19 protein-coding genes are annotated in these 16,699 nt (G+C 44.0%); 8 read left to right on the top strand and 11 right to left on the bottom strand.

What is annotated here, in order from left to right; genetic code table 11:
* Positions 1-11: 11 nt before the first annotated feature.
* Entirely contained in the window at positions 12-668 is a 657-nt protein-coding gene (gene purN / locus H0W44_09110; GenBank protein ID MBA3582594.1) for a phosphoribosylglycinamide formyltransferase, read from the bottom strand.
* A gap of 14 nt (positions 669-682) precedes the next feature.
* Positions 683-1,756, bottom strand: a complete 1,074-nt coding sequence (purM, locus tag H0W44_09105; GenBank protein MBA3582593.1) for a phosphoribosylformylglycinamidine cyclo-ligase — start codon at positions 1,754-1,756, stop codon at positions 683-685.
* 165 nt (positions 1,757-1,921) lie between these two features.
* Here purM and H0W44_09100 point away from each other — a divergent pair, with 165 nt between their 5' ends.
* Together H0W44_09100 and hda are read left to right on the top strand one after the other, a co-directional pair.
* Entirely contained in the window at positions 1,922-3,040 is a 1,119-nt protein-coding gene (locus tag H0W44_09100; protein ID MBA3582592.1) for a DUF2066 domain-containing protein, read from the top strand.
* Positions 3,041-3,042: 2 nt separating this feature from the next.
* Positions 3,043-3,732, top strand: coding sequence for a DnaA regulatory inactivator Hda (gene hda / locus H0W44_09095; protein MBA3582591.1), 690 nt, complete (start codon positions 3,043-3,045; stop codon positions 3,730-3,732).
* Here hda and H0W44_09090 read toward each other — a convergent pair.
* Together H0W44_09090 and wrbA are read right to left on the bottom strand one after the other, a co-directional pair.
* Positions 3,692-4,066, bottom strand: a complete 375-nt coding sequence (locus H0W44_09090) for a DUF2069 domain-containing protein (protein ID MBA3582590.1) — start codon at positions 4,064-4,066, stop codon at positions 3,692-3,694. The genes hda and H0W44_09090 overlap by 41 nt on opposite strands.
* A gap of 5 nt (positions 4,067-4,071) precedes the next feature.
* Entirely contained in the window at positions 4,072-4,671 is a 600-nt protein-coding gene (gene wrbA / locus H0W44_09085; protein ID MBA3582589.1) for an NAD(P)H:quinone oxidoreductase, read from the bottom strand.
* A gap of 207 nt (positions 4,672-4,878) precedes the next feature.
* On the opposite strand from wrbA, the gene H0W44_09080 reads away from it, so the two are divergent.
* The 3 genes from H0W44_09080 to H0W44_09070 all read left to right on the top strand — a co-directional run bounded on the left by H0W44_09080 (position 4,879) and on the right by H0W44_09070 (position 7,706).
* Positions 4,879-5,514 (top strand): LysM peptidoglycan-binding domain-containing protein, encoded by a 636-nt coding sequence (locus tag H0W44_09080; protein MBA3582588.1) that lies wholly within the window; start codon positions 4,879-4,881, stop codon positions 5,512-5,514.
* Between the two features lie 87 nt (positions 5,515-5,601).
* Complete coding sequence (locus tag H0W44_09075) at positions 5,602-5,889, top strand: acylphosphatase (protein MBA3582587.1); 288 nt, start codon at positions 5,602-5,604, stop codon at positions 5,887-5,889.
* A 26-nt stretch (positions 5,890-5,915) separates the two neighbouring features.
* Entirely contained in the window at positions 5,916-7,706 is a 1,791-nt protein-coding gene (locus tag H0W44_09070; GenBank protein ID MBA3582586.1) for a type II/IV secretion system protein, read from the top strand.
* A gap of 268 nt (positions 7,707-7,974) precedes the next feature.
* Here H0W44_09070 and H0W44_09065 read toward each other — a convergent pair whose 3' ends face one another.
* Positions 7,975-8,598: a superoxide dismutase gene (locus H0W44_09065; protein MBA3582585.1), complete on the bottom strand. Its 624-nt coding sequence runs from the start codon at positions 8,596-8,598 to the stop codon at positions 7,975-7,977.
* A gap of 486 nt (positions 8,599-9,084) precedes the next feature.
* Here H0W44_09065 and H0W44_09060 point away from each other — a divergent pair, with 486 nt between their 5' ends.
* The gene (locus H0W44_09060) at positions 9,085-9,351 is read left to right on the top strand and encodes a hypothetical protein (protein ID MBA3582584.1); all 267 of its coding nucleotides are present in this window, start codon (positions 9,085-9,087) and stop codon (positions 9,349-9,351) included.
* A 142-nt stretch (positions 9,352-9,493) separates the two neighbouring features.
* On the opposite strand, the gene H0W44_09055 is transcribed toward H0W44_09060, so the two are convergent.
* The 5 genes from H0W44_09055 to H0W44_09035 form a co-directional block, all read right to left on the bottom strand.
* Positions 9,494-10,078, bottom strand: coding sequence for a lytic transglycosylase domain-containing protein (locus H0W44_09055; GenBank protein MBA3582583.1), 585 nt, complete (start codon positions 10,076-10,078; stop codon positions 9,494-9,496).
* Positions 10,079-10,098: 20 nt separating this feature from the next.
* Positions 10,099-11,814, bottom strand: coding sequence for a proline--tRNA ligase (locus H0W44_09050; protein ID MBA3582582.1), 1,716 nt, complete (start codon positions 11,812-11,814; stop codon positions 10,099-10,101).
* Positions 11,815-11,913: 99 nt separating this feature from the next.
* Positions 11,914-12,387 carry a DUF4124 domain-containing protein gene (locus tag H0W44_09045; protein ID MBA3582581.1) on the bottom strand — a complete coding sequence of 158 codons (474 nt, stop codon included), beginning with the start codon at positions 12,385-12,387 and terminating at the stop codon, positions 11,914-11,916.
* Positions 12,388-12,531: 144 nt separating this feature from the next.
* Positions 12,532-13,905, bottom strand: a complete 1,374-nt coding sequence (locus tag H0W44_09040) for a PhoH family protein (protein MBA3582580.1) — start codon at positions 13,903-13,905, stop codon at positions 12,532-12,534.
* Positions 13,906-13,965: 60 nt separating this feature from the next.
* On the bottom strand, positions 13,966-14,442 hold the full coding sequence (locus tag H0W44_09035; GenBank protein MBA3582579.1) for a peroxiredoxin: 477 nt from the start codon (positions 14,440-14,442) through the stop codon (positions 13,966-13,968).
* Between the two features lie 215 nt (positions 14,443-14,657).
* Between H0W44_09035 and H0W44_09030 the strand changes: the two genes are divergently transcribed.
* Both H0W44_09030 and H0W44_09025 read left to right on the top strand, forming a co-directional pair.
* Positions 14,658-15,533, top strand: coding sequence for a 4-hydroxy-tetrahydrodipicolinate synthase (locus H0W44_09030; GenBank protein ID MBA3582578.1), 876 nt, complete (start codon positions 14,658-14,660; stop codon positions 15,531-15,533).
* Positions 15,530-15,862: a hypothetical protein gene (locus tag H0W44_09025; protein MBA3582577.1), complete on the top strand. Its 333-nt coding sequence runs from the start codon at positions 15,530-15,532 to the stop codon at positions 15,860-15,862. Before H0W44_09030 ends, H0W44_09025 begins: the two co-directional genes overlap by 4 nt.
* Positions 15,863-15,869: 7 nt before the next feature.
* On the opposite strand, the gene H0W44_09020 is transcribed toward H0W44_09025, so the two are convergent.
* On the bottom strand, positions 15,870-16,694 hold the full coding sequence (locus tag H0W44_09020) for a GTP cyclohydrolase I FolE2 (protein ID MBA3582576.1): 825 nt from the start codon (positions 16,692-16,694) through the stop codon (positions 15,870-15,872).
* Positions 16,695-16,699: the final 5 nt, after the last annotated feature.

Below are 16,699 nucleotides of genomic sequence, written 5' to 3'. Positions count from 1 at the left end.
ACATATTTTTTTCATGGGTTCACAGTATCTAAATTCAGTGGCTGTGACAAGCGTTGTTGATCGAATACCACGTGTTGATTAACCAGGTGTAAACGACCTTGGGCATACCAGTCTATGACCCGAGGATAAAGTTGATGTTCCCTGGTTTGAGTTTTAGTTGCCAAGGTTGCGGCAGTGTCGTCGGCGCAGATCTGAATACGTGCTTGTGCGATTAAGGGGCCGCCGTCTAATTCTTCAGTGACAAAATGCACGGTACTACCATGTTCGCTATCACCGGCATCCAGTGCGCGTTGATGAGTATGCAAACCGCGATATTTGGGTAACAGTGAGGGATGAATATTGAGTAAACGTCCCGCGTAATGCCGTACAAACGTCGGTGTTAAGATGCGCATGAAACCAGCCAGCACGATGAGATCCGATGCATAGGTATCGATAGTCAGTTGCAGTGTTTGATCAAACTCTTCGCGCGTTGCATACGTTCGATGATCAACATACGCGGTAGGAATTTGCGCAGCTTGTGCACGTTGTAATGCATAGGCATTAGCATTATTGCTAATTACGCCGACGACGGTTGCATGACAGCGTTGTTGTTGGCAGGCATCGATGATCGCTTGCAAATTTGATCCATTGCCCGAAACCAGAATCACCGTGCGGGTTGACGCTGTCATAAATAATTAAATTTTTAATTACTTAAATTATCGAGAATCACATGCGGCGCTGCGTTGCTAGCTGCGCTATTGGTTTCAAGTCGTCCAATAATATCGACTTGCTCGCCTGCCGTTTTTAAGTCACGCATGATCGCATCAACGTGTTCGGCGGCAGTAATAATAATTAAACCAATACCGCAGTTAAAAGTGCGGTGCATTTCAAATGCTTCAATATTGCCAGCGCTTTGTAACCAGTTAAAAATTTCCGCGCGTTGCCATGCGTGACAATCAATCCGCGCTTGCAGACCTTTGGGTAAAACACGGGGTAAATTTTCTGGTAAACCACCGCCGGTAATATGCGCAATCGCGTGCAAAGGATATTTGCTTAGCAATGCGAGCACCGGTTTTACATAAATACGCGTCGGTGCTAACAACGCTTCACCTAATGTGCGATCACCAAACGCGCTGTCGAGCGTCGCGTGGCTGTGTTCAATCACTTTGCGTGCTAAAGAATAACCATTCGAATGCAACCCCGATGAATGCACGCCGAGAATAACGTCGCCCGCAACACAGGCTTGACCATCGAGCAGCTGTTCTTTTTCGACAATGCCCACGCAAAAACCCGCGAGATCATATTCTTCATCGGCATACATACCGGGCATTTCGGCGGTTTCACCACCGACTAATGCCGCGCCAGATTGCAAACAGCCCTCAGCAATTCCGCTGATCACCGCAGTTGCGGTATCGACATTCAGTTTGCCTGTGGCGAAATAATCTAAGAAAAATAAAGGTTCGGCGCCTTGCACCAAAATATCGTTGACACACATGGCGACTAAGTCGATACCAATCGTGTCGTGTTTACCCATTTGTTGCGCGAGTTTTAATTTAGTGCCCACGCCGTCGGTGCCGGACACTAATACGGGTTGACGATAACGATGCAGCGGTAATTCAAACAAGGCGCCAAAACCACCCAGCCCGCCGAGGACTTCAGGCCGTTGGGTGCGTTTTACTAAGGGTTTAATCCGTTCGATTAAGGCATTGCCCGCATCAATGTTAACGCCCGCAGTTGCGTAGCTCAGAGAAGTATTTGAATTCGACGAATCGCCCATGAAAAATCGCTCGTGTGGCTATGGGATTGGGGGCGGCATTGTACACCGAGCGCCGCTGAGGCAACACCGTTGTGAAACCGAGGTTTCGGTTAATGGATGATTTCGCAGATGTTTTTATTGAGGGCAGCCATTAAGATAGCGGCCCAACCCATAAGGCTTCGGATCATGATAGTGCGATATACCTCGTTATTAGCTCGGCGTGTGCAATACAAGCTGGCGGCATACCTATTTATAGGTGGTTTGTTGCTCGGTGCCTCTGTTAGCAGTCATGCGGTGGATTTGACCAGTGGCCGCGTGCCGGTGGCCGATACCAGTTTGAATGCGCGTTCCGCCGCATTTACTCAAGCGTTTGATCAAGTGTTGGTGAAGTTGGGCGGCAATCCGAATGTATTGCAAACCCAGCAAGCCAAAGATTTACGCGCTAACGCTAACCAATGGGTGCGCAGCTATCGATATATAAGTGTTGATACGGCGGCATCAGACAAGCAGCAAATTATTGAAGTAAGTTTTAATGAGCGTGCGGTATTGCAAGCGGTGGAAGCAGCCGGTTTACCGTATTGGCGCGGCGAACGTCCGAAAGTATTGGTGTGGATAGTGGTTGAACGTGCGGGACAGCGTGAGTTTATTGCGGATGAAGACGAGTGGAGCGCAGCATTACACAGCGCCTTAATGACGGCGGCTTATCGACGCGGCATCGATGTGGTATTGCCTTTGTTAGATGCGCAAGATCGACAAGCTTTAAAAACCACCGATGTAATGAATGATGTCGTCAATAATATTCGAGTTGCTTCAGCTCGTTACGGTACGCCGGCCGCTTTGGTTGGTTATGTGAATGATAACGGCAGCACGGCGGATGCGCGTTGGAGTTTGCATTTTGGTGGTGACGCGCAAACGTGGCGCGGCCGTGCAGATAACGCCGAGTCCGCTGTTGCAAAAGCGGTAGACGACATGGTGAATATCGTCGCGCAACAATCACTCGGGCAACAAGGTGCGAGTAGTGCATTAAACAAAGTGTTATTGCGAGTCGATGGTGCAACGTCGGCGCGAGATTATGCTAACGTTTTGCAGTATTTAAAAAAACAAACCTTTATTGAACAAGTGACACCTATTAATTTGCAAGGTGATCGTATTGATTATCAAATTCAACAACGCAGCGATATTATAAAATTGCAACGTGCGCTAGATGCTTCAAACTTGTTGCAACCCGCAAGCAGAGAGTCATCGACTAGAGCGACAAACAATTCGAATGCTGTGCCAGAACTGCATTACACGCTGCGTCGTTAAACATGCAATTAGCGCTGAATATTCATTTGCCCGAAACGGCAACCTTGGCTGCATTTATCGCGGCTGATAATGCCGATTTAGTTGCGTTATTAAATGCGATGGCGCTGGGTCATAGTGAATTGCAAGCCTATGTCTGGGGTGAAAGTGGTGTTGGCAAAACCCATTTACTACAAGCGGCATGTCATGTTGCGAACAGCGCGGGTTTGCGCAGTGTTTATATTCCGCTCGATGTCGCAATGTCGTATGGTGCAAACGCGTTAGAAGGTTTAGATGCATTGGATCTCGTGTGTTTAGATGAATTGCATTTGCTAGCAGGGCAAGCAGACTGGGAACGCGCTTTATTTAATTTGATTAATGAGTTGCGTAGTCGGCAAGCGCGATTGATCTTAGCGAGTCGCAAACCAGTGAGTTATGCGTGGCAATTAGCTGATTTGCAATCACGTTTAAGTTGGGGGCCGGTGTATCAATTACGCAGTTTGTCGGATCAACAAAAAGCCGAAGTGTTAATTAAACGTGCAGCCTTGCGCGGTTTAGTATTAAAAGAAGATGTAGCGGATTATATGTTGAGTCGTTATCCGCGTAATCTCGCCATTCTCTGCGATATTTTGCAAACCTTAGATCGTGCTTCGTTAGCGGAACAACGGGCTTTAACTATTCCGTTTGTGAAACAGATTCTGGCACAACAGGCGTAAGCGTTTTATTAGCTTTGATAAATACTAAACAGCTGATAAATAATATTACGCTGCTCAATACTGTCATGATGCCAATCATGCGTGCGGGTGTATTCGGAAATGCCCACATCACGCCGACGGTAAAATAATACAAACTCAAAAAACTACACCACGCAAACGTATATGCGCGTGCATGCAATAAACCTCGCAACGGTAAGGTCAACGGTAACGCGAGACACAGCAACATAACCATACGTTGCACCGGATGATCATTGCCAATGGATTGAATCAACATCAGTATTAATAAAATGCCTAATGCAGCTAACGCGCTAATTCGACTAATAGTTTTGAGCATATTATTTACTTTATCGTTGATGTTAATTGTTGTGCAATCCGCGCGACGCGTTCACCTAAGGCACGCGCTAGGCGTTGTTCTTCATCGGTGAGTTGCGTGTTGTGCTCAAAAGCAACATGACTTGCACCGTAAGGACTGCCGCCGCTACGTGTGCTACTTAGTAGTGCTTCGGTATAAGGCAAACCGACCAGCACCATACCATGATGTAATAAAGGCAACATCATGCTCAGCAGAGTTGATTCTTGGCCGCCGTGCAAACTGCTAGAAGACGTAAATACTGCTGCGGGTTTACCTGCCAAGCTACCGCGCAACCAGTCTGCTGATGTTTGCTCGAGAAAATATTGCAAATTAGCCGACATATTTCCAAAACGGGTCGGGCTACCGAGAATCAAACCGCTGCATTGCCGCAATTCTTCGATGGTTGCGTAAGGCGGACCATCAAGAGGCTGTGAGCTATCAGCATGCTGAGTCATGTTATTACTGACCGGCGGGACACAACGAATCTGTGCGGTTAAGCCGCTTTGTTCAACGCCGCGCGCCAACGCATACGCCAGATTGCGCGTGGAGCCGTGACGGCTATCAAATAGAATTAAAATATTTCCCATCATGAACCTGTATTAGCTAATTTAAGTGAAAATGAATGCTTTATGACCGCTTTAACTTATTTTGCCGGCATTGTTGCGTCTTCATGACTTTACGGCAAATTAAAACCGAGTCTGGCTTGACACTCACTATATAGATAGGTAGTTTTGTGCCCAGCGTTTTATTGGTTCGAGATATTACACAAATAGGTTGAATGGAGGCCGTGCTTTATGAAGTTAACTAACATTTTCAAAAATTTAGGTATTTTGGTATTGGTTGTAGGCTTGGCCGTAGGTTGCTCTACTGGTCCTAGCAAAGACGAATTGGCTGCTAAACAAGCCGCTGAACAAGCGATTGCTTCTGCACAGTCAGCTATCGAAGAAGCGTCTGCATTAGGTGCTGAATGGCGCGACAGTCAAAAAATCTTGGATGAAGCGAAAGCAGCATTCGAAAAAGCTGATTATGTAACAGCAAAAGATTTGGCTAATAAAGCGGAAGCTCAAGCGCGTAATGCAATTGCGCAATTGAAGACCGCAGAGCAAGACAAAGCAGCCGGTACTGCAACGGGTGCCAGCAATGGCAATAGCGGCGCTAGCAATGCTTATACAGTGAAAAAGGGTGATAGCTTGTGGGCAATTTCTGGTAAGAGCTCAACTTATGGCAATCCTTATCAATGGCCGTTGATTTATAAAGCGAACAAAGACAGCATCAAAGACGCTGATCTTATTGAGAAAGGTCAAAAACTGAACATCAATTCTGCGCCGAGCGCGGCAGAAGTAGATGCAGCAGTTATGCATGCTAAGACCCGTGGCGCGTGGAGCGTAGGTCCTGCAGAAGCTTCTGATAGCTCTTACTTAGCAAAATAAGTTCTACATTATTTTGAAAGTTTAAAAGGGGCCTACTAAGGCCCCTTTTTTATTGTACGATCGGTGTTAATTCGTGCGGAAAAGACTATGAATAGTATTCATTGCAAACGCTTTAAAGTGACGGGTCGTGTGCAAGGTGTATTCTATCGCGCTAGCACACGCGAACAGGCTGTTCTATTAGGTGTAACTGGCTGGGTACGGAATCTTGCAGAGGGTAGTGTAGAATTATTGGCCTGTGGTGATGCGCAGCAATTGGCTGCGTTAGAACAATGGTTATGGCAAGGCCCTGAATTAGCACAAGTGCATGACATCGAGATACAAGCGGCCGCACTAGAAATATTCGCTGACTTTATGGTGCGTTACGATACGCATTAACAAATTAATAACATGGGAATTAAAGCATGAGTAGTATTCCAGCCAAAGGGCTTACTAAGGATCGTAAGTTAGACGTATTGGAATTACTGCGCGAGCTGGAGCAAGACGGCCTCATTGCTAAAGATAAAGCAGATTTAATGCGCAACATTTTTCGCCCTGAAGATGCAGAGCGTAAAAACGCGATTGAGTTCTTGGCCGAAAAAAATCTGACTAATCCCAAAGAAGTTAATCAAAAATTAAATTTAGAATTCCTCAGTCAGTGGTTAGCTAAAAAAACCGGCTTGCCGTATTTTCAAATTGATCCTTTAAAAATTGATGTGGCTTCTATTACCGAAGTTATGTCCTATGCCTATGCGCAGCGTTTTTTAGTGTTGCCGGTTAAAGTCACGATGAACGAAATCACTGTGGCCACGATTGAGCCTTATTCGATGGTGTGGACGCAAGAAATTTCCCGCATGACGAATAAAAATATTAGTTTTGTCATCGCTAAACCTGATGATATTCGGCGCTATCAAGTAGAGTTTTATAATCTCGCAAAAAACATGAAAGGCGCTAAAGATCGGCATACCGATGCGCCGAGTTTGGTGCAAAATTTTGAACAGTTAATCGAATTAGGTAAAGCAGGTACGCTTGACGCGAACAACCAACACATTGTTAATATTGTTGATTGGTTGCTGCAATACGCTTTTGAACAGCGCGCCAGTGATATTCATTTAGAACCGCGTCGCGATTTAGGTCATGTACGTTTTCGGATCGATGGTGTTTTGCATCCCGTTTATGACATGCCACCATCGGTGTTAATTGCGGTCACAAGTCGTATTAAAATTTTAGGTCGTATGGACGTTGCAGAAAAACGCAGACCGCAAGATGGTCGCGTGAAAACCCGTGATAAATCGGGTTTCGAAGTAGAGTTACGTTTATCCACCATGCCGACCGCGTTCGGCGAAAAAATGGTTATGCGGATTTTTGATCCAGAAACCGTCGGCAAAACATTTGAAGAATTAGGTTTTACTAAGCAAGATAGCGAAAAGTGGTCGCACATGATTAGTAAGCCACATGGCATTATCTTAGTTACCGGTCCCACCGGTTCGGGTAAAACCACCACGCTATATTCCTCGTTAAAACAATTATCCACGCCCGATGTAAATGTTTGTACAGTTGAAGACCCTATCGAAAATATCGAAGGCAAATTTAATCAAATGCAAGTGCAGCATAATATTGGTTTAGATTTTGCGGCGGGCATAAGAACGTTATTACGGCAAGATCCCGACATTATCATGATCGGTGAAATACGTGATAAAGAAACTGCGCAAATGGCGATTCAAGCGTCACTCACTGGGCATTTGGTCTTATCCACGTTACATACTAACGACGCAACCTCTGCAATTGCGCGTTTAATCGAAATTGGTGTACCGCCGTATTTGATCAACGCGAGTTTATTAGGCGTGATGGCGCAACGCTTAATAAGAGTCTTGTGTACTAATTGCAAAGCACCGATCGCTGTTGAAGAACAAGGCTGGTCTGAATTAGTTGCGCCGTGGAAAGTAAATGCGCCGAAACAAATGTGCGCTGCGGTAGGTTGTCTCGAGTGCAGGCAAACTGGCTATCGTGGTCGTTCGGGTATTTATGAGATTTTCTTGATGAGTGATAGCTTAAGAAGTCGCATCACCCAAGATATGGATTTAGTTGAGTTTCGCAAACAAGCACTGAAAGAAGGTTTAGTGCCGTTACGTTTAAGTGGTGCGCAAAAAGTAGCTGCGGGTTTAACGACGATTGCCGAAGTGATGAAAGTCGCACCGCCGGCGAGTTTGGGTTAGAGCGGTTTTTAAGTGTGATGAATATCTGCTGAGCTAAGCAGGAACGCGGTAGGGCGCAATAAGCTAGCGCAATGCGCCGCATGCTTATTATCATAAGTCATAACAAACCAGTATAACTATCTGCTCAATGATGAGAGCAGATGTCTTGCACGGCTAATTAATGAAATGACAACGTCATAGACTCAGTCGGTTTCATTTTTTAATTGAGAGTCTGATCCTCGATTACTTGATGAAAACATTAAAAGAGTGGTGTAACTTCATAAGTTTTTTAAGTATTGTCATAACGTTTTTCAACTTCTGACCAATTAGTAATAGACCACCATTTTTTAAGGTAATCTGCACGGCTATTTTTATACTGCAAGTAATAAGCGTGTTCCCAGACATCATTTAATAGGAGAGGTATGTGTCTTTCCATTAATGGAGTGTCGTGCCCAGACGTTGTTATTATTTCTAATGCGGCAGAATTATGCGAAGGTTTAATAAGCCAAACCCATCCTGACCCGAAAATTTTATTTCCTTTATCTTCAAATTCCGATTTGAATTTACTAATACTACCAAAAGTCTCTTTAATTGATTTTGCTAATTCTCCGGTGGGTGAGCCGCCGTTATTGGGAGACATCATTTGCCAATAAAGACTATGGTTGTAATGGCCGCCCGCATTATTTCGAATTGCAGTACGACTGCTATCTGGAATAGCATTCAAATGGTTTAATAACCATTCAAGGGATTTATCTTGAAATTCTGGGAGATGCGTTAATGCTTCGTTAAGTTCTTTAACGTACTTAGCATGATGCTTTTTATGGTGAACCATAATCGTTTCTGCATCAATATAGGGTTCTAAAGCGGTTACCGAATAAGGAAGTTTAGGCAAAGTATGAAAATCGCTGGCCATTAGTGTAATCCTATAAAATAGTTTTTAGCTTTAATCTATTGATCATATTATATGATTCACTTGTATTTTCTGTTTGTCATCGCACATAAGCGAGATAGGATGGGTTAAGCAACGCGCTACCCAACAATAAAAATGCTGCATTTAATATGGTGCAAGATGCACTGGGCATGCTGAAAGAATGGAAGGGTGAACTATTCTTTGTTTGATAATTATGTGCGTAAAGGGTTTTAGCTATGAAGTCGGTTTATGAATTACATGAATTGAATGACAGGAGTGCACGATGATGGGTGTCACGTTGCTCAACCCATCCTACGCGCGAACATAAATCAAGGATTCAAGCTGACGCCTTTAAGGTAGCACGCAGAATGTTCCTTTTTCGCAACCATTCCAGATTAATTACACATGGACGATTCAAAGGAACATAAACCCATGATAATGCGATACGTGATATTTAGTTTGTTTTGTGTTTTGATGGGTTGCGACGAAATGCCTGAGATTCAACTTCAAGATGGTTATCAATACGAAACAGTATATGGTGGAGCTAATTTGATTGTAGATCCAAATGATAATGTATTAGTCAATCCAAATGTAAGCAAGGCTATAGATAATAAACGCTACATAGTCGGTCTTAGAGAAGTGCCTGCTCATAAAGTTGTTGAGTCAGCCGGTTTTACAGATCAAGCTTACGGATATTTTATTTATGATAAATCTACCAAGGTTTTAAATATGGGATTAACAAAAAAAAGAATATGAGAGCGCTTTGAAAAATAAAGGCATAGATCTTAAATTGGAGTTAGTGCCCCGCCATTATTAGTGACGTCAAAAGTCACCTATAAAAGGGCTCTTGTAAAAAGGCCTTGAAATTACCTCGCTTTAACGACCACTTCGAAAGATCTTATTTCACAAACCACCGCTCGCTTAATGCGGTAAAAACTTTATCAGGATATTTGCGTTTGCCTACGCTGCCGTTATAGCGCGCGAGTGCTTTGCGTAAATCGCCTTTTTCCATGTCGTAGTAATAACGCAAAATAGTGGTGCCCATTCGTAAATTAGTTTTTATATTAAACAAATTAGCTTGTGGTTCATTAAGTTCTTTGCGCCAAAACGGCATGACTTGCATTAAGCCTTGCGCACCCACGCTTGAGATCGCGTAGCGATTAAAACGACTTTCAACATCCATGACAGCTAACACGAGTTCGGGAGACAATTTAACGCGCTTAGCTTCGTGATGAGTTGTATGCAAAATAGTCAAACGCTCTTGTGTATCTTTTAGATAACGCGACATGCGCATGCTCATGTCCATTAGCCAGACTTCCGCTTCAAAACGATCTTCAAAACTACTGGCATCGTGAATGGCGGCTTTTAATAAGGCGCGCAATTCTGGCGTGGGTGCTTGACGCTGATATTGTGAATCAGCGATGGCCGGCGTATTCGCGAGACTGAATATTATAAACAGTGCTGTGACGTTTAAATATTTCATTTGTTTAATGCTTCATCTATTTAGTGTTTACCGAGCATGATTTCTTTTAATGCAAATTGTAATTGTGTTAGCGGAATTTTTTTCTCGACATCGCCACGCCGATTTTTGTATTCGACTAAGCCTTCATCGAGACCACGATCGCTGATGACGATGCGATGCGGAATGCCAATTAATTCCATATCCGCAAACATAACGCCCGGGCGTGCATTACGATCATCTAATAAAACGCTAACACCTGCATTGCGTAAGTCGTTGTAGAGTTGTTCGACGGCTTCGGTGAGGCGTGGTGATTTTTGTAAATTAATAGGCACTAAAGCAATATCAAAAGGTGCCAGTTGAGCTGGCCAAATAATGCCATTCGCATCGTGATTTTGTTCAATCGCAGCAGCGACGACGCGCGTAACGCCGATGCCGTAACAACCCATTTGCATGATAATACTTTTACCATTCTCATCTAATACGGTAGTGTTCATGGCTTTGCTGTATTTGTCGCCTAACTGAAAAATATGTCCTACTTCAATGCCGCGTACAATTTCTAATGTACCTTGTCCATCAGGACTAGCGTCACCTGCTACGACGTTGCGAATATCTGCTGTTGTGGGTTCTGGTAAATCACGTCCCCAATTCATGCCGCGCCAATGTTTACCGTCTTGATTAGCGCCGCAGACAAAATCAGCGAGCTGCGCTGCTGCGTGATCAACAATTAATGTTATACCGAGATCTTTAGGACCTATAGAGCCGGGGCCGCAAGATAAAACATTGCGAATGGCTTCTTCGCTAGCGAAACTAAAAGGCTCGGCGATATTAGGTAATTTAGCTACTTTGATTTCGTTTAAGGTGTGATCACCGCGTAAAACCAATGCGATTAAACTATTATCTACGCCGTTAACGATTAATGTTTTTAAGCATTGCGCGGCTTTTATAGTTAATTTTTTAGCTACTTCGTCTATCGTTTTTTGATGCGGCGTATCCACTAAGCTGGCAGATTCGCTTGCATTAGGTCGAGGTGTTTGAGGGGCTACTGCAACCGCTAATTCAAGATTAGCCGCGTAATCGCTTTGATTTGAAAACGCGATGGCATCTTCGCCGCTATCGGCGAGCACGTGAAATTCTTGTGAACGATTGCCGCCAATAGAACCCGCATCAGCAGCGACGGCGCGAAATTTTAAACCTAAGCGCGTAAAAATATTGGTATAGGCGCGATGCATGGCATCGTAAGTAGCTTGCAAGGAGTCGCTGTCAGCGTGGAATGAATAAGCGTCTTTCATAATAAATTCGCGTGAACGCATGACGCCAAAACGCGGGCGTATTTCATCGCGGAATTTTAATTGGATTTGATAAAAATTAATGGGTAATTGTTTATAGCTTTTTAATTCGCGTCGCGCGTAATCAGTAATAACTTCTTCATGCGTAGGGCCGTAACAATATTCGCGATCATGGCGATCACGAATGCGTAATAATTCAGGGCCGTATTGTTGCCAACGTTGCGATTCTTGCCATAGTTCAGCAGGCTGCACGGTGGGCATAAGTAATTCTAAGGCGCCGGCATTATTCATTTCTTCGCGAATCACGGCTTCGACTTTGCGTAATACGCGCAGACCCAACGGTGTCCACGTATATAAACCAGCCGCTAAGCGACGAATCAAGCCAGCTCGCAACATAAGTTGATGACTGATAACTTCTGCATCCGCAGGCGTTTCTTTGATGGTGCTAATAGGAAATTGTGATGTGCGCATGAGTTTTATGTAATCGGTGTAGTGTTTAAATAGTGTGGTGCTTAAGTAAAAATATCAACACATCCCTGTGTTGTAGAAGCGGGGTTTAGTCATTAAACATTATTTGCATTCTTTGGCGATGCGATCTTGAGTTTCTTGCATCGTTTTTTCTTTTTCTTCGTCGGGCATTACTTCGGTTTCGCCATTATCTTTAGCGACACGGATGCGACCACTGCTTTGCAATGTTGCTAAATTAGCGCGTAATTTTTCACAGTTTTCTTTATTATCTTTTTGTGCGGCAGCGGCGGCGGTTTTGTCTTTGGCTGCATTAGCGTTAGCATCGGTTTTAGTATTGTCTTTGTCTTTGTCTTTATTTGCATCTGTGTTGCTGGTGGCGCTGTCATCGTTATCGGGGCGAGGGCCAGAAGAAGTTGTCATACGTTGAACATCTTGACCTTCTTCTTTGGGTCGTTTATCCGTATAACTTACATTACCTTTATCATCAGTTACGCGATACATCGCAGCATTGGCGCTGGCGATGAACACTAAGCTAATAAATGCGGTGCTGGCATATATTAAAAAAGTTTTAAACATATTTTTGTCTCCACGATATTAAAGGGTATTTAAGGCTTTACGTCATATATTGAGCGTTAGCTTGCTGCTTTGGGGATTCCCAAATCCTTGTTGCAGTGAGTTGATTATATAGGATTCACGCCCACAAAGCGGGCGTGAATTATCTTAAAGGACTTCGGAAGCGTGATCGGCGAGTCGTGAACGTTCGCCGCGTAGCAGGGTAATGTGACCGCTATAAGGCCAGCCTTTGAAACGATCAACAACATAGGTCAGGCCCGATGTTGTTTCGGTTAAATAAGGCGTATCAATTTGCTGAACATTGCCTAAACAAACAATTTTTGAGCCGGGCCCGCAACGGGTAATCAACGTTTTCATTTGTTTAGCGGTGAGATTTTGAGCTTCATCAATAATGATATATTTGCTTTGGAAAGTACGTCCTCGCATAAAATTCAACGAACGAATTTTAATACGGCTAGCGATTAAATCATTCGTAGCCTGACGTTCCCATTGACTGTTACCTTGTGGTGACGTTAACACTTCTAAGTTGTCCATCAAAGCGCCCATCCACGGTGTCATTTTTTCTTCTTCCGTGCCGGGTAAAAAACCAATATCTTCACCGACAGGTACAGTGACGCGCGTCATGATGATTTCTTTGAAGCGTTTGCTTTCCAATGTTTGAGTTAAACCCGCTGCGAGTGCGAGTAAGGTTTTGCCAGTACCGGCGATACCTAACAACGTTACAAAATCAATATCGGGATCCATCAATAAATTCAGCGCAAAATTTTGGCCGAGATTACGCGCGGTAATTCCCCATACTGAATGTTTCGGATTCATGTAGTTATGCGCTAATTCAACCACGGCTTGGTCATCGTTTATGCTCCGCACAATGGCTTGAAATTCACTGCCATCACCGAGATAAATACACTGACTTAATTGCCAATGCTCAACAAGCGGGCCGGTTAGACGATAAAATGTACGGCCTTCTTGTTGCCACGATTCCATGTCTTTGCTGTGCGTATCCCAAAAATCGTCTGGCAATTGCGCCATGCCAGTGGGTAATAAGCTAACATCGTCTAAGGCTTGATCACTGAAATAATCTTCAGCATTAATGCCAATGACGCGTGCTTTTAAACGTAAATTAATATCTTTAGAAACGAGCGTAACATCATATTCGGGACGCGTATCGCGAGCGGCGAGTGCGGTAGCAAGGATGTTGTTATCATTTTTTCCGCCGGGTAACCCAACAGGTAAAGCGACGTTGTGTTGTTGAATTTGGAAAAATAATTTACCCGTTGGACTCACGCCTTTAGCGTGGCCGTGTAAATTACCACTTAAACCTAAAGGATTAATGGTAATGCCTTGTTCGATGGGTTGGTTGCCGATACTTTTTACTAAATCATCAAGAAACCGACTCGCTTGGCGCGCATTACGCGAAGCTTCTGACATACCGCGTTTGCCGCCATCGAGCTCTTCCAGCACCACCATCGGAATATAAACATCGTGTTCTTGAAAACGAAATAAGGCAGAGGGGTCGTGCATCAGCACGGAAGAATCTAATACAAATAAGCGCAAGGGTGTTACCTCGTGATGGAGTTAATATTAAGCGCGATTAAAAGTTTTAACGGCAGCCAGTACTTCTTCGACATGCCCTTTAACTTTAACTTTGCGCCACGCTTGCTGTAACACACCTTCTTGGTCAATGAGAAAGGTGCTACGTTCTATACCTAACACTTTTTTACCATATAAATTTTTCATTTGGATAACATCAAATAAAACACATAAGGTTTCCTCGCTATCCGCGATTAGCTCAAAAGGAAATGCGTGTTTGATTTTGAATTTTTCATGGCTTGTTAAGGTGTCGCGCGAGACGCCGTAAATTGCCGCGCCTAATTTTTTGAAGGCGGCGTGGTGATCGCGAAAATCGTGGCCTTCTTGCGTACAGCCAGGCGTATTATCTTTAGGATAAAAATACAGAATAGAAAGTTGTGCGCGCAAATCTTGATGAGTCAGAGGCGTGTTACCCGTTGCGGGTACTTTAAAAGCAGGAACTTTCTTTCCTAATGTAGCTATCGGCATGTTGCTGTCGGTTGCCTCAGTGTTACTTCAGTGTACCGCATCGAATATTTCATGCAAGCATTCAAACGCACCGTTGTCAGTATATTCTTTTCCGTCTAGGAGTTGTCATTGCTCAAGCCCAGCAGTACCATGCCCGCACATTTCCCCGTCTTTTTGAATGATATCAGCGCAATGTTACCGATTATCACGGTGCTGATTTTTAATGAGGTAATACTATGTTTCGCGGCAGTTTAGTGGCCTTGGTTACGCCGATGCAGCCCGATGGCGCAGTTGATTATGCGGCACTGGAATATTTGATTAATTGGCATTGTGAACAAGGTACGCAAGGCATTGTGGCGGTTGGTACCACGGGTGAATCAGCCACATTAGATTTTGATGAACATACCGAAGTCATTCGTCGTGTCGTACAGATGGTGAATGGTCGAGTGCCCGTTATTGCCGGTACCGGTGCTAATGCTACGTCTGAAGCTATTTATATGACACAACAAGCGCAGTCGGTGGGTGCTGATGCATGTTTGTTGGTGACGCCTTATTACAACAAGCCTACGCAAGAAGGTTTATTTTTACATCATCAAGCGATTGCCGCCGCGGTTGATATTCCGCAGATTTTATACAATGTTCCCGGCCGCACGGCGGTGGATATGAAAGCTGCCACTGTTGCGCGTTTAAGTAAAATTTCCAACATCATCGGCATCAAAGAAGCGATGGGCGATATTCCGCGCATTCGTGAAATTCGTGAATTATGCGGCAAAGAATTTGCTATTTATTCAGGTGATGATGCAACGGCCGTCGAAGCTATGTTAGCCGGCGCTGATGGTGTGATTTCTGTCACTAATAATATTGCGCCTGCTGCTATGCGCCAAGTGTGTGACGCCGCGCTTGCGGGTGATGCGGATAGCGCGATGATGCTGGATAAAAAACTGCAGGGTTTGCATCAAGATTTATTTATTGAAGCGAATCCTATTCCAGTTAAATGGGCGTTAAATGAAATGGGTTTGATCAAAACCGGTATTCGATTACCGATGACGTGGTTATCAGAGTCTTGTCGTTCACGCGTTCGTGCGGCATTGCAACAAGCGGAGATTTTATGAGAATAAGTTTAGTTTTTATCGTGTTGTTATTGGCTGCTTGTAGCAGTGATCCGAAAAAAGAACCTTTACCTGTGTATATGAGCGCACAAGCGGCAGCCCCTGTACGTTATCCGCCCGGTGTAAAAGCGGTTGAAACGCAATCGACTTATAACATTCCTGCAATTGATGAAGTGGTGCAACAAAAACCCTATCATCCAGCCGATTTGGTGGAGCCGCCTATTTTGGCAGAATTGCAAATAGAGTTAAGCAAACCAGAAGATACGACGTTAGTACCTGACGATAAAGAATTAACTAAACCCGTAAAAGTCAAAGAAGATGAAAATAATTAAACAATAATTATTGTTCAGCATCTTTATCGCGTTTGATTAAAGCATACGCGGAGTGATTGTGAATAGATTCGAAATTTTCGGATTCAACAACATAGGAACGAATGCGCGTATCGTCATTTAATTTAGTCGCAACGTCGCGCACCATATCCTCAACAAATTTCGGATTGTCATAAGCGCGTTCAGTAACATATTTTTCATCCGGCCGTTTTAACAAACCATATAATTCGCAAGACGCGGTATCTTCGACGATATCAATTAATTCTTCTATCCAAACAAATTCACTGGTGCGCGCGGTAATGGTGACGTGTGAACGTTGATTATGAGCGCCGTAATCGGAAATCTTTTTTGAGCAAGGGCATAAGCTAGTAACAGGCACGACTACTTTCGTGTGCATATACACAACATTTTGACGAATCTCACCAATAAAAGTAACTTCGTAATCTAATAAACTTTTTACGCCACTGACAGGCGCGGCTTTGTTAACAAAATAGGGAAAGCTCATTTCGATATGGCCAGATTCTGCTTCTAAACGTTCAACCATTTCACGCAACATTTCTTGGAAGGATTGCACGGTGATGGCGCGTTCGTGAGAATTTAGAATCTCCACAAAACGTGACATGTGTGTGCCTTTAAATTGCTGTGGCAAATGCACATACATATTGAAATGTGCAATTGTGTGTTGCACGCCGTCACTACGATCACTGACTTGAACAGGATGGCGAATCGCTTTGATGCCGACTTGATCAATCGCAATATGACGTGAATCTTTACTGCCTTGTACATCCGCCATTGGCGCAGCGGTATGGTCAGAATTGAGCGTAGATTTAGACATAAGTT

The sequence above is a fragment of the Gammaproteobacteria bacterium genome (assembly GCA_013817245.1).
Lineage (GTDB): Bacteria > Pseudomonadota > Gammaproteobacteria > HTCC5015 > HTCC5015 > JACDDA01.
Note: the sequence above shows the minus strand (reverse complement) of the source record. Positions and strands in the feature narration are given on the sequence as shown.